The sequence below is a fragment of the Pseudomonas sp. NFR16 genome (genome assembly GCF_900108875.1).
Taxonomy (GTDB): Bacteria; Pseudomonadota; Gammaproteobacteria; order Pseudomonadales; family Pseudomonadaceae; genus Aquipseudomonas.
Window position 1 is genome coordinate 1,395,533 of the sequence record NZ_FNYJ01000001.1, and the last position, 20,247, is coordinate 1,415,779.

Annotated in this window: 21 protein-coding genes; 13 read left to right on the forward strand and 8 right to left on the reverse strand. The window is 60.2% G+C overall.

Annotation, left to right across the window (positions count from 1 at the left end):
- The 7 genes from BMZ10_RS06330 to BMZ10_RS06360 all read left to right on the forward strand — a co-directional run.
- Nucleotides 1–369, forward strand: a 369-nt coding sequence (locus tag BMZ10_RS06330; RefSeq protein ID WP_218147168.1) for a hypothetical protein, incomplete at its 5' end; no start/stop codon positions are given.
- A 156-nt stretch (nt 370–525) separates the two neighbouring features.
- Nucleotides 526–1,011 carry a DUF3304 domain-containing protein gene (locus tag BMZ10_RS06335; RefSeq protein WP_093459147.1) on the forward strand — a complete coding sequence of 162 codons (486 nt, stop codon included), beginning with the start codon at nt 526–528 and terminating at the stop codon, nt 1,009–1,011.
- Nucleotides 1,008–2,909, forward strand: coding sequence for a T6SS phospholipase effector Tle1-like catalytic domain-containing protein (locus tag BMZ10_RS06340; protein ID WP_093459148.1), 1,902 nt, complete (start codon nt 1,008–1,010; stop codon nt 2,907–2,909). The genes BMZ10_RS06335 and BMZ10_RS06340 overlap by 4 nt, the downstream gene beginning before the upstream one ends.
- Nucleotides 2,906–3,394, forward strand: coding sequence for an META domain-containing protein (locus tag BMZ10_RS06345; protein ID WP_093459149.1), 489 nt, complete (start codon nt 2,906–2,908; stop codon nt 3,392–3,394). The genes BMZ10_RS06340 and BMZ10_RS06345 overlap by 4 nt, the downstream gene beginning before the upstream one ends.
- Nucleotides 3,394–5,025 (forward strand): type VI lipase adapter Tla3 domain-containing protein, encoded by a 1,632-nt coding sequence (locus BMZ10_RS06350; protein ID WP_093459150.1) that lies wholly within the window; start codon nt 3,394–3,396, stop codon nt 5,023–5,025. The genes BMZ10_RS06345 and BMZ10_RS06350 overlap by 1 nt, the downstream gene beginning before the upstream one ends.
- Nucleotides 5,022–5,291: a PAAR domain-containing protein gene (locus BMZ10_RS06355; RefSeq protein WP_093459151.1), complete on the forward strand. Its 270-nt coding sequence runs from the start codon at nt 5,022–5,024 to the stop codon at nt 5,289–5,291. Before BMZ10_RS06350 ends, BMZ10_RS06355 begins: the two co-directional genes overlap by 4 nt.
- A 282-nt stretch (nt 5,292–5,573) precedes the next feature.
- Entirely contained in the window at nt 5,574–6,503 is a 930-nt protein-coding gene (locus BMZ10_RS06360) for a LysR family transcriptional regulator (RefSeq protein ID WP_093459152.1), read from the forward strand.
- Nucleotides 6,504–6,622: 119 nt separating this feature from the next.
- Here the strand turns inward: BMZ10_RS06360 and pstB are convergent, their stop codons facing one another.
- From pstB to BMZ10_RS06395, 7 genes are all read right to left on the reverse strand, one after another.
- Nucleotides 6,623–7,402 (reverse strand): phosphate ABC transporter ATP-binding protein PstB, encoded by a 780-nt coding sequence (pstB, locus tag BMZ10_RS06365; protein WP_093459153.1) that lies wholly within the window; start codon nt 7,400–7,402, stop codon nt 6,623–6,625.
- Nucleotides 7,402–8,280 carry a phosphate ABC transporter permease PstA gene (pstA, locus tag BMZ10_RS06370; RefSeq protein ID WP_093459154.1) on the reverse strand — a complete coding sequence of 293 codons (879 nt, stop codon included), beginning with the start codon at nt 8,278–8,280 and terminating at the stop codon, nt 7,402–7,404. The genes pstB and pstA overlap by 1 nt, the downstream gene beginning before the upstream one ends.
- A complete protein-coding gene (gene pstC, locus BMZ10_RS06375) occupies nt 8,277–9,272 on the reverse strand; it encodes a phosphate ABC transporter permease subunit PstC (RefSeq protein ID WP_093459155.1) in 996 nt (331 codons plus the stop codon). The genes pstA and pstC overlap by 4 nt, the downstream gene beginning before the upstream one ends.
- 70 nt (nt 9,273–9,342) lie before the next feature.
- Nucleotides 9,343–10,362, reverse strand: a complete 1,020-nt coding sequence (gene pstS, locus BMZ10_RS06380; RefSeq protein ID WP_093459156.1) for a phosphate ABC transporter substrate-binding protein PstS — start codon at nt 10,360–10,362, stop codon at nt 9,343–9,345.
- Nucleotides 10,363–10,717: 355 nt separating this feature from the next.
- Nucleotides 10,718–12,025 (reverse strand): MFS transporter, encoded by a 1,308-nt coding sequence (locus BMZ10_RS06385; RefSeq protein ID WP_093459157.1) that lies wholly within the window; start codon nt 12,023–12,025, stop codon nt 10,718–10,720.
- A 57-nt stretch (nt 12,026–12,082) separates the two neighbouring features.
- Nucleotides 12,083–13,276 carry a CaiB/BaiF CoA transferase family protein gene (locus tag BMZ10_RS06390; RefSeq protein ID WP_093459158.1) on the reverse strand — a complete coding sequence of 398 codons (1,194 nt, stop codon included), beginning with the start codon at nt 13,274–13,276 and terminating at the stop codon, nt 12,083–12,085.
- A gap of 2 nt (nt 13,277–13,278) precedes the next feature.
- Nucleotides 13,279–14,109 carry an enoyl-CoA hydratase/isomerase family protein gene (locus BMZ10_RS06395; RefSeq protein ID WP_093459159.1) on the reverse strand — a complete coding sequence of 277 codons (831 nt, stop codon included), beginning with the start codon at nt 14,107–14,109 and terminating at the stop codon, nt 13,279–13,281.
- A gap of 262 nt (nt 14,110–14,371) precedes the next feature.
- Here BMZ10_RS06395 and BMZ10_RS06400 point away from each other — a divergent pair, with 262 nt between their 5' ends.
- From BMZ10_RS06400 to BMZ10_RS06425, 6 genes are all read left to right on the forward strand, one after another.
- Nucleotides 14,372–15,055 (forward strand): GntR family transcriptional regulator, encoded by a 684-nt coding sequence (locus BMZ10_RS06400; RefSeq protein ID WP_093459160.1) that lies wholly within the window; start codon nt 14,372–14,374, stop codon nt 15,053–15,055.
- 113 nt (nt 15,056–15,168) lie between these two features.
- The gene (locus BMZ10_RS27695; RefSeq protein WP_177182054.1) at nt 15,169–15,489 is read left to right on the forward strand and encodes a hypothetical protein; all 321 of its coding nucleotides are present in this window, start codon (nt 15,169–15,171) and stop codon (nt 15,487–15,489) included.
- 408 nt (nt 15,490–15,897) lie between these two features.
- A complete protein-coding gene (locus BMZ10_RS06410) occupies nt 15,898–16,212 on the forward strand; it encodes an antibiotic biosynthesis monooxygenase (RefSeq protein ID WP_093459162.1) in 315 nt (104 codons plus the stop codon).
- Nucleotides 16,213–16,435: 223 nt separating this feature from the next.
- The gene (locus BMZ10_RS06415) at nt 16,436–17,767 is read left to right on the forward strand and encodes an OprD family porin (protein WP_093459163.1); all 1,332 of its coding nucleotides are present in this window, start codon (nt 16,436–16,438) and stop codon (nt 17,765–17,767) included.
- A 109-nt stretch (nt 17,768–17,876) separates the two neighbouring features.
- Complete coding sequence (locus tag BMZ10_RS06420; protein WP_093459164.1) at nt 17,877–18,290, forward strand: cupin domain-containing protein; 414 nt, start codon at nt 17,877–17,879, stop codon at nt 18,288–18,290.
- 146 nt (nt 18,291–18,436) lie between these two features.
- Nucleotides 18,437–18,700: a hypothetical protein gene (locus tag BMZ10_RS06425; RefSeq protein WP_093459165.1), complete on the forward strand. Its 264-nt coding sequence runs from the start codon at nt 18,437–18,439 to the stop codon at nt 18,698–18,700.
- Between the two features lie 41 nt (nt 18,701–18,741).
- On the opposite strand, the gene xylB is transcribed toward BMZ10_RS06425, so the two are convergent.
- Nucleotides 18,742–20,223 (reverse strand): xylulokinase, encoded by a 1,482-nt coding sequence (gene xylB, locus BMZ10_RS06430; RefSeq protein WP_093459166.1) that lies wholly within the window; start codon nt 20,221–20,223, stop codon nt 18,742–18,744.
- Nucleotides 20,224–20,247 lie beyond the last annotated feature (24 nt).

Consider the following 20,247-nt stretch of genomic DNA (forward strand, 5'->3'; position numbering starts at 1 on the left):
CGTGATTACCAGCAGGCGCTGACCGCCTGGCGTGCGCAACAGCAGGCTGATCAGCAAGCCGCGCTGGAAGGCAAGTACGTGGTGCCAGCCCCGCCGCCCCGAGACCCACTCGGCGAATCCGGCCGGGAAATGCTGCGCCTGTACCGCAGCGGACAACCGGCCATTTTCAGCGATGCCCATCCCGGCTCCAGCGTGGATGGCACCACCGACGGACGTGATCTGGTCCACAAGGTGTCCGGCCGGCGGGAAAACTGGAGTTACCTGCGCCTGCGTCATCTGTTCGCCGGTGAACGCGTGCGCTACACCCCTGCCCCCCTGCGCAAGGACGCGCCTACATCATCAATCGTTGAAATGAGGAGACGAGCATGAAAGAAATCCCTGTTGGCCATTCCAATTGTGTCGAGTAATGCGTGCACAAGTGCAGTTTTGTTTCAGATGAACGCTCGAAAAGCATTCACTTTGTTTTTTAGCAGCTCTGAGCAGCAAAGAAAGACTGTTTTAATTAAGCTCTAACAGGAGCGCTCTATGCGCATGAACCTCGGTATATTTTTGGCACTCGCCGCGCTATTCATTGCGGCGTCCAAATATGAAAAACCACCACCTGAACCGCCGCCTAAACCTAGGTATTTCGGGACGGCTGTATCACCGATGGACCACGAAATAAGCGATACGTTTGTCAGACCGGTGTACGTGAATGGAGGCTGGGTTAGCGCCGCGGGTCCGGGCGGAAGTACCGTGACAGGCGCGCTCAGCCTGCCTATGCCATGGCATCCGGGATTGACCGTTCGGGTTAAATGGCGGCGTTGCGAGCCTTACGGAAAAAACTGTCGCTGGATAGAAAAAGAAGTGTTGGTTCACCCTTATGACCATTCGGGAGGGACCAATCTGCACATTCTGGAAAATGATGATGTGTTGATAATCCCAACCATGCTGGCTCCGAATAATCCTGATTATCCCGGCCCTGGCTTCCCCGGAAAAAACTTCTACGCACGGAAAGGAATCTCAAAATGAGCGATATAAGCTGGAGTCCGCTGGATGCGCCCCCCTCTCGGTTTACTTTCCCGAACTTGCTGCGCCCTATAGCCCAATATCCCTGCCGATTGAAACTCAACTTTTCGATATATTTCGATGGTACGAGGAACAGCAAAGAGGAAGACAAACCGAAGGGATCACATAGCAACGTCGCAAGATTGTTCGAACTCGGGATTCATGACGAACAGCAATGTATATACCAGCTATATATCCAAGGTGTAGGGACTCGTTTTCCCGAGATTGGTGAGCCAGAGCCTCATCCAAACGGCGCTAAAGAGGGCGCATTCGGAGACCGGCGGATCCGTTACGCCATGCTTTTCATTGCGAACAGAGTCGCACGCCTCTCGCATGGCCGCGAGTTGGTCGCCGAGGATCCACTGTCCCTCACCCACGCCGTCAAGGACGACACCCTGATCCCCCGTTGGCGCGACCAGATCACCGCCATGCTCGTCCCACGCGTCGGCCGCCCGAAGATCGATGAAATCACCCTCGACCTGTTCGGTTTCTCGCGGGGGGCGACGGCGGCCCGGTCCTTTCTCAATCAATTGCTGATGCATTTTGGCAACGGAGACAGCACCTTCTGCGGCATTCCGCTGCGGGTGCGTTTCATGGGGCTGTTCGACACCGTGGCCTCGGTAGGGCTGGCCGACGCCTATCCGCTGCCGGTGGATGGCCATATGCACTGGGGCAAGAAATCCCTGCTGACCATTCCCGATTGCGTCGAGCAATGCGTGCACATGGTCGCTGCCCATGAAAACCGTGTCTCGTTTCCGGTGGACCTGGTCCGTGCCGGTGACAGCTATCCAGCCAGCTGCCTGGAGATCGTCTACCCCGGCATGCACGCCGACGTAGGGGGCGGCTATGGCCTGCGCGACCAAGGCAAAGGGACCCAACTGGCAGACGGCAGCGTGCGTCATTTACACGCGGACAAGCTGTCGCAGATTCCGTTGAACGATATGTATGAACGCGCACTGCAAGCCGGCGTCCCGTTAAGAAGAATTGATCAAATAGGCCTTGGCGACTCATCAAATGACCTTGCCATCAGCCCCGAACTCCAGGACAGCTTCGACGCCTACATGGCGCAACTCACCGCTTTGCAAGGTGGCGCTCCGGTCACCGAGCACATGCTCGCCCACCGCAAGCTCTATCTGGGCTGGCGTAAACAATTCATCGCGGACGAGGATTTCAGCCAGTTGTCCTTCGTGCGCCACAGCGGCGATCAGGAACGCGTGGACCTGATCGAGGCCAACCGTCAACTGCACGAACGCGTGGCGATGTTCGGCAACGATGCTCAACGGCGGCAGTTTCTGGAGCGCAATCAGTACAGCCTCGCCTCGCCGATGGAAAAGGGCTTTCACCTCGAATGGCGCCACGCCCCTGCCGTGACGCCGGAGGTCGGGCGGTTTCTCGAACAGTACGTGCACGATTCCCGTGCCCACTTCGTGCTGACCGATCCGCAGACCGAGGATGAACATCGTGTGCTGCATCAATCACTCGAACAACAGGAGCGTGATTACCAGCAGGCGCTGACCGCCTGGCGTGCGCAACAGCAGGCTGATCAGCAAGCCGCGCTGGAGGGCAAATACGTCGTGCCAGCCCCGCCGCCCCGAGACCCACTCGGCGAATCCGGCCGGGAAATGCTGCGCCTGTACCGCAGTGGACAACCGGCCATTTTCAGCGATGCCCATCCCGGTTCCAGCGTGGATGGCACTACCGACGGACGTGACCTGGTCCACAAGGTGTCCGGCCGGCGGGAAGACTGGAGCTACCTGCGCCTGCGTCATCTGTTCGCCGGTGAACGCGTGCGCTACGCACCTGCCCCCCTGCGCAAGGACGCGCCTACACCATCAATCGTTGAAATGAGGAGACGTGCATGAATCGCAAAGGATTGCTTTACGGATGGATCGTTTTTCTGGCTGTTGCGCTGACTGGCTGCCAGCAGGAGCAAGCGCCCGAACCGGTCAAGGATAAATCCATGCCGTTACGCGCCACGGTCTGGAAACTGACCCAGCTGGACCTGGGCCAGACGCCCTACGCCCTCACCGATATTCCGCAGGAAAGCCACGTGGGCTTTGTGATTTTCAACAGCGATGACCAGACCCTGATTGGCTTCGCCGGTTGCCAACAGGTGGACGGTCGCTATCGGGTCGAAGGCGAGCAGTTGAAGGTAGAAGCGATCACGTTGACCGGTTCGCGCTGCTACAACCCGCGCTTTGATCAGGTCGGCGACCGTTTTGCCCAGGCCCTGCGTAGTGCGACCAGCTATCGTCTCGCCACGGATGACGCACGACTGGAGCTGATGACAGACGGAGTGGTCAGCGCGGTGCTGCTCTACCGCCAGTCAGAAGAAGGATACTGGTAATGGGTACTCAGCAAAACGATGCCGGCCGCGTGGTGCTCAAGTCCCCGCGAAGGTTGAATGACCCTCCGTTTCGCCTGCCGAGAGGTTATATCCGAGTCGCCCTGCTGCTGATAGGTGCGTGGCTGGGATTTTTCGTGGCGGTGAAAGGAGGGCTGGTGGCCGAAGGGCGCCACATGCCGGGTGTTGCCCGCGGAGCGCTCTGGATTGTCTTGGGCGTATTAAACGCGTTCGTATTGCACGCCTTATGGAAAATGAACGCTTACGAACGGCAGGGACGACTCGAAGTCAAGGCTCAAAGCCAATGGTTGATCGACGAAGCACAGCGAACCTTCGCCCTGGAGATACAGGGTGCCGGGCTGGGCATGCACGGCACTGCGCTGGGCGATTTATGGGCAGCATTGAGCAGTGGTGAAGTGGCTGTGAGCGCCACGGCCACGTTGCAAAAGCACAATTACAGCACCCGGGACTGGCTCTACCCCTTGCGTCGAATGGCGTTTCGAGGCGCGGCCGCTCACGCGGTGACCTTCTGGCCGATTCCGACCTTTGTCGTGGGCTCGCTGCGCTCCGATGCCCAACAGGTCAGTGCAGCCTGGATGATCAATGAAGCGCGTAATGCCGCCATGTTGGGACAGAGCCTGTTCGTCTCGCCTTTCGCCGAGCGGGGCAATCAGGCGCCGACGATGATCCGGCGTGCATTTGCGTTCATGGACGAGCAATCGCAAGTGCCACAGATCCTCGTGGTCAGCGATGAGGAAGACGCTTCAAGCGAGTCTTCGGTGAGAGCGAACACCTGCGCGTTGTTGCTCGGCGGTGCAGGACGGGCGTCGTCATTGGCCGCATCCTCCGTGGAAACGCCCAAAGGCGACGCGTTCATGAAAACGGCGCCGGGCAAACTCTGGACGTGCTTCTGGCAGGCCGACCAGGCTTACGCGGCGCACTATCAGCTCGAACACGATCCTCAGCATACCGGCGACGTCATCATTCCTCGCACGATGCCCGCCAGCTATTGGCTGGATCGAGTACCCACCCTGATCAAGACTGCCGGAGAGTCAGGCATCGGATCGTTCGTGCCCGGCCGCTGGCTGCCGGTGCGCTGGGGGACGTTCCAGGTGAAGACCTTCGAGACCGCGCCCGTGCTCGGTTACCTGCACCTTCCAGTGACCGTCGCCACCTTGCCGGAGGACGCCGGAGCCACGACTGGCGCGCAAAATGTTGCGGCGGTGAAGGACGGCCGGATCGGCGCGCTCAATTCCCTGCCGGTTGGCGAACGGCCTGTCCGGCTGTTTTATGACAGCACTCAGCACCCTGCCAATGCCTCGACGCTGATGCGCGCGATGTCCGAATTGCAGCGTGAGGGTCACGGGCTGGACATGGCAAACGCCAATGAGGCGTTCGATATCGGGCTGCGAGTGGGCAACACCGGCGTCGGCAGCCCGTTGCTGTCGATCAATCTGGCGACAGCAGCCAGCCATGAGGCGGGTGGCGTCAGCGCGGTCGTGTACACCGGCGAGGATCACAGCATGACCTTCCAGATGATTCGTCCGCCTAATGCTGCGCGCAAGCGCCTGAACGAACAGAGCGAAGGGTTTGCCAATCCATTCGTTCCTGGCATTGAGGTCACTGCGAAATGAAGAATCCGATCTGTCTGGGCGATCCCACCAGCGGCGGCGGCAGCGTCATCAACTGCCAGATGGCCGAGACTCACACCATTCAGGACGTTCCTGTGGCAGTCGTAGGCGACAGTGCAAGCTGCCCTTTGCATAAGGGCGTGTTCACCTTTCAGGAAGGGCATCCGGTTCGGAAAATGAATGGCATTTCCGTGGTGTTTGAAGGGCATCGGCTGACGTGCGGGTGCCACGCCTTAGCCAGACATGCGCTGGCTGTCCAGTCCTCGTAGGCGGTGCGATCAGGTCTCTGCCGGTCAGGCTGTGCCGCCCATGCCGGCGCCTTCGTCCGATGCCGGTCAGGAGCGAGAGCAGTCGCGAAGACTGATTCCAACCCATGCATCTGTACAGCGTGCACCGACCTCTTCACGGCTGAAGCCGGTCCTGCAAAAGCTGCAGCTCGCAGGACCGGCTTTAACGGGGAAGGCTGGACGCGCACCAATGGCGGTCCATAAACTGTCGTCCATCATTTCGTTACAAAATGGATGACACATGCTGGGCAACGGGGACGTTTTATGAACCGCAATGAGCTGCGCAAGGCCGATATCAACCTGATGGTGGTGTTCGAGACCTTGATGCAGGAGCGCAACGTGACCCGGGCCGCCGAGAAGCTGTTTCTTGGCCAGCCCACGATCAGTGCGGCGCTGAACCGGTTGCGGGCGCTGTTCAATGACCCGCTGTTCATCCGCGTCGGCCACCGCATGGAACCGACGGCGCGGGCCAATGAGATCATCCATCACCTGTCGCCGGCGCTGGACGCAATGTCGGTGGCGCTGAGTCTGACCCGGGATTTCGACCCGGCCAGCAGCGACATGACCTTTCGCATCGGGCTTTCCGACGACGTCGAATACAGTTTGCTGCCACCCTTGCTGCGCGCCATTCGTGAGGAAGCGCCGGGCATCGTCATTGTCATCAAGCAGGTCAACTACTGGAATGTGTCGGAACTGCTGATGTCCGGCGAGATCACCGTCGGCGTGTGCCTGACCCGGGAGTTGCCAGCCAACGCCAAGCGCAAGTTGCTGCGCAGCGTACAGCCGATGGTGGTACGGGCGGACGCGTCTGCCGAGCCGATCACCCTGGACGAATACTGCGCGCGGCCTCACGTGGTGGTGTCCCACGTGGCGAACATCTCAAGCTTTGCCGATGAGTGGCTGGCGGCAATCGGCCGCAAACGCAAGGCGGTTCTGTCGGTGCCGCAATACAGCACGTTGCCAGCGCTGATGGAAGGCACGGATCTGCTGTGCAATCTGCCGGATCATCTGACCCTGGCGATGAGCAAGGCGGGATTGCTGCGCGGCGAGCCTTTGCCCTTCATCACGCCCAACCTGGAGCTGTCGATGGTCTGGCTGAGCGTGATGGACACCGACCCCGCCGAACGCTGGCTGCGCAAGCGGCTGGAACAGTTCATGGGCGACCACAGCGCAATCCCGCCGGCGCTTCTCTGACACACCACGTTAAACGTGATGGCTGACGCTGCTGTCAGGAACTGCGTGCGCAGGTTTCCAGGCTTAATGCCTCTGGGTCCATCCGTTGACGGCGTCCCTGCCCTCAACTGTCGAGTCGATCAACCAAACCGGCCGGTGATGTAGTCTTCGGTCTGGGTTTTGGACGGTTTGGTGAAGATGGTGTCGGTGTCGCCATGCTCGATCAGCTCACCCATGAACATGAACGCGGTGTAGTCCGAGCAGCGCGCGGCCTGTTGCATGTTGTGGGTCACGATGACCACGGTGAACTGCTCCTTGAGCTCGGTGATCAGCTGCTCGATACGGCCGGTGGAGATCGGGTCGAGTGCCGAAGTCGGCTCGTCCAGCAACAGCACTTGTGGACGCAACGCGATGGTACGGGCGATGCACAGGCGTTGCTGCTGGCCACCGGACAGGCTTTGCGCGCTCTGCTTGAGCTTGTCCTTGACTTCGTCCCACAGTGCGGCTCCGCGCAGGGCCTCTTCGACACGTTCTTCCATTTCGCGACGCGACAGCTTTTCGTGGTGACGCACGGCATAGGCGATGTTGTCGAAGATCGACATCGGGAACGGCACCGGCTTCTGGAACACCATGCCGACGTGGCTGCGCAGGCGGTTCATCGAATAGCCCGGCGCCAGAATGTTTTCCCCATTGAGTATCACTTCGCCCTTGGCTTCCTGCTTCGGGTACATCGAGTAGATCCGGTTGAATACGCGCAACAGGGTCGACTTGCCGCAACCCGAAGGGCCGATGATCGCAGTGATGCGCTTCTCGGGAATATTCATGTCAATCGATTTGAGCGAACGATGGCCGTTGTAGAAAAACTCGAGGTTGCGTACCTGGATTTTGGTTTTTTCGTCGGCAAGGGAAAGGTTATTCATCAGGACGCCTTATTGCGCAAAAGGAGAAGACGGGAGCTGAGGCTCAGCACCAATACAAACAAGGTCAGAATCAAGGCACCGGCCCAGGCCAGGGAATGCCAATCATCGAACGGGCTCATCGCGTACTGGAAGATCACCACAGGAACGCTTGCGATCGGCTTGAGCAGGTCGCTGCTCCAGAACTGGTTGCCGAACGCGGTGAACAGCAGCGGTGCGGTTTCGCCTGTGATACGTGCCAGCGCCAGCAGAATGCCAGTGACCACGCCGGCCTTGGCGGCCCGCAGGACGATCTGCAGCGTCAGCTTCCACTGCGGCACACCCAGCGCCAGCGCCGCTTCGCGCATCGTCGAGGGTTGCAGTTGAAGCATTTCATCGGTGGTACGCACCACCACCGGAATCACCAGCAGCGCCAGGGCCAGCGCACCGGCGAAGGCCGAAAAGCCCACCTGATGGTTGGTGACCGCACTGAGCGGCAGGATCACAGCGGTATAGACAAACAGGCCCAGCACGATGGACGGCGCCGACAGCAGGATGTCGTTGATGAAGCGCACGGCATTACCGAGCTTCGAGTGACGGGCGAATTCTGCCAGCCAGATCCCGGCCATCAATCCGATCGGCGTGCCGATCAGCAGACCGATACCGGACATCAGGAAGCTGCCGTAGAACGCGTTCGCCAGACCACCGGTCGAGCCCGGCGGCGGGGTCATATCGGTAAACAGGCGCAGGTTCAATGCCTGGAAGCCGTTGATCAGGGTGGTCAGCAGGATCCACACCAGCCACAGCAGGCCGAAGACGGTGGCGCCACAGCTGAGGACCATTGCGATGCCATTCTTGATCGCACGGACCCGGTACAGGTTTTCGTTATCGACCTTGCTCATACACCCTCCTTGCGCGACAGACGAGACAGCATCAGACGGGCAAACGCCAGCACGATGAAGGTGACGACAAACAACAGGAAGCCCAGCGCAATCAGCGACGAGCGATGCAGGTCGGTGTAGGCCTCACTGAACTCGTTGGCGATGACCGAGGCGATCGAGCTGCTCGGCATCATCAGCGATGCCGAGAACTGGTGGGCGTTACCGAGCACGAAGGTGACGGCCATGGTCTCGCCCAATGCGCGGCCAAGGCCCAGGAAAATACCGCCGACCACGGCCGAGCGGGTGTACGGCAGGACGATGTCCCAGACCACTTCCCACGTGGTTCCGCCCAGCGCGTAGGCGGATTCCTTGAGGGCAACCGGCACGCTGCGGAACACCTCGGTCATCACCGAGGTAATGAACGGCGTGATCATGATCGCCAGCACGATGCCGGCAGTGAGCATGCCGATACCCAGCGGCGGCCCCTGGAAAATCGCACCGATCAGCGGCAGCGCGCCCAGATTGTCGTTGATCCAGGGCGCCATGTTTTCGGCCATGAACGGGCCGAACACGAACAGCCCCCACATGCCATAGATAATCGAAGGAATGCCCGCCAGCAGTTCGACCGCGGAGGCAATCGGCATCCGCAACCATGGCGGCGCTACTTCAGTCAGAAAAATCGCGATGCCGAAACTCACCGGAACGGCGATCAGCAGCGCGAGAAAGGATGTCACCAAGGTGCCGTAGATCGGGACCAACGCGCCGAAATGGCCGTTGACCGCATCCCATTCAGTACTGGTAAGAAATTCGAAACCAAACGTCTTGAACGCCAGGGCTCCGCCCCAGAGTGTCGAGCCGGCGATGCTCGCCAGCAACAGCAGCACCAACAGAGCCGCTCCCAGCATCGTGCGCCGGAACCAGGCGTCGTGTCGGTGATCGCGGGCCGCGCGTCTTTCGCTCTCGGATGTGACATCCGGAATCACAGCGGACATGTATTGGGTGTTTTCAGTCATGGTGGGTCCACTCGCAAGGAAACCCTGTCACCGAGCGCTCGATGACAGGGGTAAGCCGGATTACATCGAGTTACTTGGTGAACTCGGTCTTCCAGTAGTCTTCGATCTTGCTGACCAGCTCTTTAGGCAGTGGCACGTATTCCAGCGACTCGGCCTGGGCCTGACCTTTTTCCAGCGACCACTTGAAGAAGTCGAAAGCAGCAGCGCTCTTTTCGGCGTTCTTCGGTTGCTTGTACATGATGATCCAGGTGGTCGCGGTGATTGGCCATGCGTCAGCGCCCGGGGCGTTGGTCATGATCAGGTTGAAGTCCTTGGCGCTTGCCCAGTCAGCGGTTGCAGCGGCGGCGGCGAAGGCCTTGGCGCTTGGCTCGACGGATTTGCCGGCGGCGTTTTCCAGCTTGGCGTAGGCGATGTTGTTGGTCTTGGCGTAAGCGAATTCGACGTAACCGATCGAACCCTTGATCTGCTTCACGTAAGCAGCCACACCTTCGTTACCCTTGCCGCCTACACCGACTGGCCATTGCACGGCCGAGCCTTCGCCAACGGCTGATTTCCACTCCGGGCTGACCTTGGCCAGGTAGTTGGTGAAGTTGAAGGAAGTGCCCGAGCCGTCTGAACGGTGAACCACAGTGATGTTGCTGTCAGGCAGTTTCAGGCCCTTGTTCAATGCAACGATCGCTGGATCGTTCCACTTGGTGATCTTGCCCTGGAAGATGTCGGCCAGAACCTTGCCGCTCAATTCCAGCTTGCCGGTTTCGATGCCTTCCACGTTGATGACCGGAACGATACCGCCGATCACGCTCGGGAATTGACCCAGGCCGCCGGCCTGCAGGTCTTCGGCTTTCAAAGGAGCGTCGGATGCGCCGAAGTCAACGGTCGCAGCCTTGATTTGAGCGATACCGCCGCCCGAACCGATGGACTGGTAGTTGATCTTGGTATCAGTGCTCTTGCTGTAGTCTGTCGCCCATTTGGAGATGACTGGGAAAACGAAGCTCGAACCAGCACCAGTGACGTCCGTAGCGTGTGCCATTCCAGTCAGGCACATCGAAGCCAGCAGGAGTGACAGGCGAGTTTTTGTCAGCAGATTCACGGCAATACCTCAACAAGAGAATTTGTGTGTGTGGTCCGGTTGAAGACCCGATGCAGATTAAAAACCCGAAACATTTCTGTTTGATGACAGTCTCTAGACACTCGCGAAAATCTCGGCTGCTCTGTAGGCAATTACCTACACCCTGCAAACGCAAAACCCCCGGTTTCATTGAGGAAACCGGGGGTTGTATAGTGCAGGACGATTTAATATCAACGGGCCATATCGGCGCCTTTCACAGCCGCTTCACGGCACATTCAGTCGCTAAAAAGCGCCTGAGGCGACACATTTGTGACAGCAATCCCTGCGTTCGCCGCGACGGTTCCCTCCCCGGCTCTTGCCAGGGATGAGAGACGCCCTACTTCGCGATCGCGTCTTTGGGTTCAAATGTTTCGAAGTTTTGCGATGGCGATTTTTCGTCCGCTACGAAGGCGTTTTGCGGCTTCATCGTGAAGGTCATCAGCACCCCAAAAGCCAGCACACCGATGGAGATCAGAAACGGCAGCGTCCAATTGCCGGTCACGTCGATGAGATAGCCCGCCAGCACAGGGCTGATGATGGTCGCCGTTGCAGCCGTGCCGTTCATGATGCCGCTTGCCGTACCGGCGCGGTCGGACGCGATGTCCATCGGCACTGCCCACATGGGCCCCACGGTCATTTCATTGAAAAAAAGCGCCATGGCCAGGAAGATCAGCGAATACAGCGGTTCCTGGAAAAGCAGGACCGGGATCAGCGACAGGCCGGTGCACGCCATGCACACCGCCACCAGATAACTGCGCGCCAGGCGCACGTTGCCGGTGCGGCGCAGCAGCTTGTCGCTGATCATGCCGCCGAGCAGATCACCCACCACTCCAGCGAAGAACACGCCGGAAGTGAACAGCACTGCATCTTTGATGTTCAGGTGGTAGTTGTGCATGAAGTACATGGGGATCCAGCTGAGCATCAGCCAGAGAATCCAGTTGTAGCAGAAGTACACGCTGGAAACCGGCAGCATGCGCCGGAACAACCGCATATAAGTGCCGGGCGCGTCGACACGGCGAGGTTTGGGCGCTGGCAGCGCGGCCAGCTCCTGCGGCGTGATGCGCGGATGATCGGCAGGTTTCTCGGTGTACGTGACATACCACAGCACCACCCAGCCGAAGCTCAGCGCGCCTAACAGATAAAAGGAAAAGCGCCAGTCGTACGCGGTCATCAGCGCGGCGACAATCAACGGCGCGCAGGCATTGCCCAGGCGGGCGGCGGCGTGCGTGATGCCCTGCGCGAAGCCACGTTTGTCCTTGGACACCCAGGCGGCCATGGCACTGGTCGACGCCGGAAACGTTGCGCCCTCGCCCAGACCGAGCAACATGCGCGCAGCCACCAGGCTGAGGAAACCGCCCGCCATGCCGGTCAGCACGGTGGCCGCCGCCCAGATGAAGGCGCACACAATCAAGGTGCGCTTGGCGCCGTAGCGATCACTGACCCAGCCACCGATGAACTGAAACACCATGTACGGGTACGCGAACGCAGAAAAGATGAAACCCAGTTGCGTGTTGCTCAGCCCCAGCTCGCTGCTGAATTGCCCTGCCGCCGTGCTGACATTGACCCGGTCGACGTAGGTGATGAAGTACATCAGGCACAGCATCATCATGACGACGGTGGTGGCCTTTATTTTTAGCCTGCTCATGATTGCGATCCTCAGCGTTATTTTTGTAGTTGTTCACACCAATGCGCTTATCAGGGTTCAGAGCTCGAGGATGGCGCCCTCTCGCCGCAGATCGGCGATCTGGCCGGTGTCGTACCCGTACTCGGCAAGGATTTCCAGGGTGTGCTCACCCAGCAACGGTGACGGTCGGCTGACGTGCCGCGGGGTTTCCGAGAAGCGGATCGGCAAGGCAATGCTGCGCGCCGCGCCGGTGAGCGGATGGTGGGTTTCGACAATCATCTCGCGTTCCAGAATCTGCGGATGCTCGACCGCCTGCGAAATGTCCAGCACCGCACCCACCGGCAGGCCGGCAAGATCCAGCCGCGCGACCCAGTTATCAGTGGTGTCCTGTGCCAGGCATTCGGTGATCAGCGCAACCAGCGCCTCGCGGTTGTTCATGCGCAACACGTTGGTGGCGAAACGCGGGTCGTCGCTGATGTGTGGCGCGTCGAGCACCTGCAGCAGACGTTCGTAATTGCCCTGGTTCGCCGCGCCGATGTTGACCCAACCATCCTGAGTGCGGAAAGCCTGATACGGCGTGCTGGTGGAGTTGGCCGAGCCCATCTTCGGCAGGATCACGCCCTCGGAGAAATAATTCGCCGCAGGCCAGTACATCTGCTGAAAGCCGGCTTCCAGCAACGAGGTGTCGACCACCTGACCCAACCCGGTTTTCTGCTTGTGCGCGTAGGCGGCGGCGATGCCCAGCGCCGCGAGGATGCCGGCGTTGATGTCGGCAATCGGCGAGCCTGCCTTGATCGGCGCCTGCCCCGGCTCACCGGTCGCGCTCATCAGGCCCGACAAACCTTGCGCGATCAGGTCAAAACCGCCTTTGTCGGCATACGGCCCCGTGCGTCCATACCCGGACACCGAGCAATAGATGAGCCCAGGATTGAGCTGCCTGAGCGTGTCATAACCCAGCCCGAGCTTTTCCATCGTGCCTTTGCGGTAGTTCTCGGTGACCACGTCCGCGTCGGCCAGCATGCGCCGCAGCACATCCTTGCCGCCATCGGTCTTCAGGTTCAAGGCGATGTCGCGTTTGTTGCGGTTCAGGATCATGAACGAGGCGGACTCGCCGTGTTCCAGAACAGGTGCGAAACGGCGGCAATCGTCACCGTCCATTTTCTCGACCTTGATCACGTCGGCGCCCATGTCGGCGAGCATCATGCCGCAGATAGGGCCGGACATGATGTGCGACAGCTCGATGACTTTCAAGCCTTGCAAGGGACCGGCCATTTTCATTTACCTCCGAAAACAGGTGTGCGTTTGGCCAGGAAGGCCTGGTAACCGATCTGGAAATCCTCGGTGGCGAAGCAGTCGAATGCCTCGTCGTATTCTTGCGCCGTCAGCGGTGCGGGATCAGTGCAGCGCTGCACGAACTGCTTGTGCCACCGGGCGACCAGAGGCGCGCCGTCAGCAATGCGACGGGCGCTTTCCATGGCCTGCTCTTCCACCTGTGCATCCGCCACGACGCGGGTGACGATGCGCTTGCGCAATGCCTCGGCAGCGCCGAAAACACGGCCTTCCAGCAGCATTTCCAGGGTCACGTCAGGGCCGGCAATGCGCATCAGCCCGGCCATCTCGTCATGAGCCATGGCCAGACCGAGCTTGTTGACCGGTACGCCGAAACGGCTCGACTCGCCGCAAATCCGGATGTTGCACAGCGACGCAATGCCCAGGCCGCCGCCGACGCAGATGCCGTGGATCATCGCCACCAACGGATGGCGGCATTGAGCGATCGCGCGCAGTGCGCTGTGCATCACCGGCCCGTAGTGCCGAGCCAGTGCCTGATTGCCGCGATGGGTTTCGAACTCGGAAATATCGTTGCCCGGCCCGAATGCTTTGGTGCCGGCGCCACGAATGACGATGCAGCGCACGGAGTCGTCGGCGTCCAGCTGGCGAAGGGTGTCGTCCAGCAATTTCCACATCGATAAGGTGGTGGCGTTGAGTTTTTCAGGACGGTTCAGCACGACCGTGGCGAGGTTGCCGTCACGCAGGAGGAGGATTTCGGAAGCGGGCCGCTCGTGCTGGCTGCGAACGTCGGAGTCGGGCGAAACATGCGTATTCATACAAGCACCTTATTATTTTTGGGATACCATTTTGTGCATTTGGCATCCCAAATATAGACTTTGCTTTGCGCGACGCAAGTGCTTTTTGCGAGAAATCAGCGGGAGTGGACGAAACGCATCTGCCTTGCAGTTCACGTGAATCGGGCCTCAGGCTCATCAAGCGGCGAGTTTCGTAGATAAATTTTCGATTCACCGGGATAATCGTCGCGGCCTGTGCCGACAAGGCAATGGGCCAATCCGGGATACCGATGGAGAGGGTTTGATGTCCGAACACAACAATCTGGCGAACATCAACGAGGCGGCTTATGCCGCGTTGCGGGAGCGCATCATCAGCGGAGACCTGATGCCCGGCGCCCCGCTGTCCGAACGTGCCTTGTGCGAGCAGCTTGCGGTGTCACGCACCCCGCTGCGGGAGGCAATCAAGATGCTGGCCCGGGAAGGGCTGGTGGAGATTTCCGCGACCCGTCGGGCGAAAGTCGCCAGCGTCAGTCTGGAAGAAGCGGCCAACATGCTGACGTTGCTGGCGGCGCTGGAGGGTCTGTCGGGGGAACAAGCCTGTCAGAAGATTTCGGCGGCCGACATCGCCGAACTGGAGGCCTTGCAGGCTGCGATGCGCCTGTCCCATGAACAGAACGACCTGAGCAGTTACTTCAGCCTCAACCAGCAGATTCACCTGAAAATCCTCGACGTCGCAGACAATCGAGTGCTGTCGGAGATGTTCAATAACCTCAACGCCCGGCTGCGCCATGTACGCCGTCGCCTGAACCCGACTCCGGGCCGCTGGCAGCAGGCGATCAACGAACACGAGCAGATGCTCACCTACCTTAAAAAAGGCGACAGCAAAAAACTGCGCGCCCTGATGGAAGATCATCTGCGCAACAAGATCGATGTGTTTCTGGCAACGATGCTGGAACATGGCATTGTCAGCGCGCGGCGCTCGGCTTGATGGTGAGACGCGGCATGACGCTGGGAGTCTGATGACCGTCTGTCGGCAAGAATGCACCTCTGCACAGCGGCAACGGACCAATGTGTATCCATGACAACAAAGGGATTCACATCATGATCAAGACTAAATTGACTGCCCTGACGCTTGCCGGCCTGATGGCTGTTGCAACTGGATCTGCGTTTGCCGGCTCTACCGGTCCAACCAATCCGGACAGCACCACGGGCCCGCGTCCAAGCAGCGCCGGTCCGAACACGGATGGCACGCCGAAGACCCCGAACAGCTCGACCCCAGGCACCAAAGGCATGGGCAGCAGCGACGGCAACGGCGCTACGGGTGAAGGCGGCGGCATGAGCAACGGCAACGGCATGGGCGGCAGCGGTGGCGGTACCGGGGGCGCAGGTGGAGCGGGCGGCTCGGGATCGGGCAGCAAGTAATCAGTCTGAATCAAGGGTGCGGACCGGCCGATTCTTACGGCTGGCACCCTGTTCGAACGCCTGACTGCGTATCGAACAAACTGTCTCACCCGTGCGGCTTGGTCGCTGTAGTCACGCTAAATGACCCCATCAGGCAAGCCGCATTTTCGTGAGCACCACTCCATTCAGATTTTTGCTCACAAAGCCACCTGACATTTCACTTTCCTTTTTATTTCGCCTGCTTGAATTGGTCTCCTGCTGAGTCCCCAGATTGGCCGTTGGCCGCTTGCCCCTAGGACCCGTATCCTCAAAGCGCTTGAAATCAGGTCATCCCCTCGGAAAAATCCGCGACTGACGCTACTATTCAGAGCTGCGTATTGCCCTGCCCTTTTCTAACGCCCCGAATCTGCTGCGACGGAGACATCCTGCATGACCGAGGAAGCCAAGAACACTGTACGTATTTATGCGGCTCATGGCCGATCGGAAGAATTGGGCGCTTACCTGGCGTCGATTGTCGAACGCCTGCCATCGATCCCCGGCTGCGTGTCCAGCGTGCTCAACCGTGACGCCCTCGATCATGATCTCTGGACTATCGATGTGTGCTGGCAGTCCTGCCAGGCGATGAACGCGCGTTTTGCCCAACCTAGCAACGAGGGCCTGAATGGATTACTGAGCAACCGCTTCGTCCGGCATGTTGCCTTCGACAGCGACTCGGAGCGATGCAACTTGCCCGGCGCGCGCTGAAGCCGACCAGGCCATGATCATCTGAAGCTCCACTTTAACGATTCGCGATAATTGGCTGTTTACTAAACCAATCGTCAGAAAAACCCCGATTGAAGAACCGATTGCGCCCATGAACTGGCGAAGCGTCTGACAGGGATTATCCTTTGCGTCTTGCGGGCAAGTTGGTGCTATTGCCACTCGTGTAATAGCGAACTGCCTCAAAGACCCAAGAGGTAATGCCATTATGAGAGTGATGACTCTGAGCCTGATCGCTTTGGCGGTCTCGGCTGGATATGTCCAATCAGTAGAAGCAGAGCCCTTCGTCAGTGATCAGGCCGACGCCAAAGGGTTCGTCGAAGACGCCGGTTTCGACGTCCTGTTACGCAATTACTACTTCAACCGGAACGGCAAGAGTGGTGCCGATGACCAGCGCGACTGGTCTCAGGCAGCGATGGCCAACTTCAGCTCCGGCTTTACGCCGGGAACGGTCGGATTCGGCGTCGATGCCTACGGCTGGTTTGGCCTGAAACTGGACGGCGGTGCCGGACACTCCGGCACCGGCAACATTCCGGTGGACAGCAGCGACAGTCCCGAGGATGAGTTCTCCACAGCGGGCGGCGCGCTCAAGGCGCGCATTTCCAGGACTGAACTCAAATGGGGAACGATGCAGCCGACCGCGCCTGTCTTCGCCGCAGGCGGCACCCGGCTGTTCCCTCAGACGGCCACCGGCTTCAGCCTGCAGAGCAGTGAGTTCAAGGGGCTGGACCTGGAAGGCGGTCACTTCACCGCCGGCAACGGCCCGCAACACACCCGCTCCAGCGGCGAACTCTACGCCGCGTACGCTGACGTGACCACCAGCAGCGTCGACTTCGTCGGCGGCAAATACTCGGTCAACGACAGCCTTTCCTTCCAGCTGTATGGCTCGGAATTCAAAGACGTCTGGCGTCAGTACTACGGCAACGCCAACTACGTGCTGGCACTGCCCGCCGAGCGCTCGCTGACGTTCGATTTCAATATTTACCGCACCACGGACGAGGGCCAGGCCAAAGCCGGCAGCATCGACAACACCACCTGGTCCCTCGCCGCCGCCTACGATTTCATGCCCGGTCACACCTTCACCCTCGCCTACCAGAACGTCCACGGCGACGAGCCGTTCGACTATGTCTCGTTCGGTGACAACGGGCCTGGCACCACAGGCGACTCGATTTTCCTCGCCAACTCGATTCAGTATTCGGACTTCAACGGCCCGGGCGAAAAATCCTGGCAGGCACGTTATGACCTCTCCATGAGCACCTACGGCGTACCGGGTCTGAGCTTCATGGCCCGTTATGTCAACGGCTGGGACATCGATGGCACCAAGATGGCCGCCGACAGCCCCTATCGTGATTACGGCTACGGGGACAACGGCAAGCATCACGAAACCAACCTGGAAGCCAAATATGTGGTTCAGAACGGGCCCGCGAAGGATCTGTCGTTTCGCGTCCGTCAGGCGTGGCATCGGGCAAATGCCGATCAGGCCGAAGGTGATCAGGACGAGTTTCGGCTGATCGTCGACTACCCGATCTCCATCCTCTGACCTTGAGCGCAAGCTGATTGGCCTAACGATCTTTCTGCGGATTGGGAGTGTGACCCGTGCCTGGCCAGGCCTAACGTGTCGGCTGTCACTCTCTTCCACAGGACCGATCATGAACGCTTTGAAACTGCTCGTTGCCGCCCTCTCCTGCGCGGCCCTTTGGCTGCCGCTCGGCGCGCTGGCCCATGACGCCGGACAGGAAAAAGTCACCGTGTTGGAAAGCCACCCGATGCTCAATGCGCCAAGCAAGAAGGCAATGGTGCTGACGGTCGATTATCAGCCCGGACAGGTCTCGATTCCGCACAGCCACAGCGGCAGCGCGATCGCCTACGTACTCGAAGGCGCGGTCATCTCCCGGGTCAACGAGGGCAAGGCGACCACCTACAAGGCTGGCGAAACGTGGTACGAGCCGGCCGGTTCGAAACACTATGAATCGCGAAACGCGAGCACCAGTAAACCGGCGAAACTGTTGGTCTTCATCCTGCTGGACGACAACGCCGAGATCCTCACGCCGCTGCCGAAATGATTGACCGCCCGCTGTGCGAAGGCTCTGGCGCGCGGCGCCGTCGGTCAGCAGGTGAACGCGGCGACCTCAATTTTTCCGCTCAACTGTCGATAAGCCATCAGTAGAGCCCGCATTCGGGCCGGACTTGATAAGCAAAAGGCACAGGCATGTACAACATTTTTCTGCTGGTAGAACACGGCCGTGATCAGGGCGAAGTTTCAGTGCTTGGCTGGTTCGATGACGAACGTGCGGCGAAGGACACCGCAGAAGCCATGGAATGGAAGGCTTACCGCGAAGAGGCCAAACGTCATCACCAATGGTCGGCGCAGCCGCTGCTGCCGCCGGACCAGACGCCGCATCGCCGGTTCTGGGTCAAGGGCATCTCCAAGTTCACCCACACCCCGGCACCGCGCTCGTGGGCGGTGCATTAAGGTTGCGAGTGATTCCCGCAGGTGCTGATCGAGCCCGCGCCTTAGCCGTGCAGCGCCTGCGCAGCGGACAGTAATCCGCGAAACTTCGCATGACGCTCGCGCAGCGCAGGCTGGGTCGCGGCGATGGGTCGATAGCGCGCTTTCACCGGCATGCCTTGTTGCAGCAACTCCCCTTGGCCGATCGCCAGAAAGCCCAGCCTGGCCGCGCCGATGCAGGCGCTCAGCTCACTGCCCTGCAGCGTGTAAACCTCGCGGTCGAGAATATTGGCCAACAATTGCGCCCAATACTCACTGCGCGCGCCGCCACCGACCAGCGCGCAGGCGTTGACCGTCGCCCCCGCTGACATGCATGCGTTCATCGCATCCAGCAGGCCAAAACCCACCCCTTCGAGCACCGCATAACCGAGCATGGCGGGTGTGCTGTCGTGCCCCAGATTCATGAAGCCGCCACGCAGCAACGGGTCGTTGTGCGGCGTCCGCTCGCCGGCCAGATACGGCAGGAAAACCGGACTGGAAATCGGCACCGGGCGGTCCACTGGCAGGCCGAGCCGGACCAGTTCGAGCAACGTCTGCTCATCCGGCTGGCCCAGCAGACGCGTCACCCAGCGCAGGCAACTGGCCCCCGCGAGCATGGCGCCCATGGTGTACCAGCGTTGCGGAAGCGCGTGGCAAAAGCTGTGCACTGCTCGCGCCGGATTGCCAGCGGGGCGATCGGTAATGGCGACGATGGCCGCGCTGGTGCCGAGGGTGACAAACGTATCACCGGACTGGACTGCGCCGATCGCCACTGCCGAAACGGGATTGTCGCCGCCACCGGCCGCAACGGGCAGATCGACCGGCAGCCCGAGCTGCGCAGCGGCCGCGTGGGTCAGGGTGCCGCAGCGCTGATCCGCTTCCAGCAGCGTCGGCATGTGTTCAAGGGTCAGCCCGGTGGCGTGCAGCATGGGTTCGTACCACTCGCGGCGCGCCACATCCAGCCACAAGGTCCCCGCGGCATCGGACATGTCACTGACACGCTGGCCGGTCAGCAACAGCCGCAGGTAATCCTTGGGTGAGAGCACGCAATCGATCCGCGCGAACAGTTCCGGCTCATGCTGGCGCATCCACAGCAACTTCGGCGCGGTCAGCCCCGCCATCGCCAGGCTGCCGGTCACTTCAGCGTAATGTGGGTAATCGCGGTTGAGTTGGGCGGCCTGCGCCACGGCGCGGGAGTCGTCCCACAGAATGGCGGGGTACACCACCTGCCCTGCGCCGTCGAGCATGACTGCGCCATGCATCTGCCCGGATACGCCTACGCAGGCAATCCGCTGCCAGGCTTGCGGCTGACTGTCGCGCAACCGCGCCAGCGCGGTCAGACACGCCTGCCACCAGTGTGCCGGGTCTTGTTCCGACCAGCCCGGCTGCCGACGAGAAACACTTATCCGCTCGCCCGCCTGCGCCAGAACCGCGCCACTGGCGTCGAGCAAGATGGCCTTGAGTTCGGAGGTGCCCAGATCGATGCCCAGAGAAACAGCCTGGCTCATTGGTGTTCAATTCCTTGTGGCGGA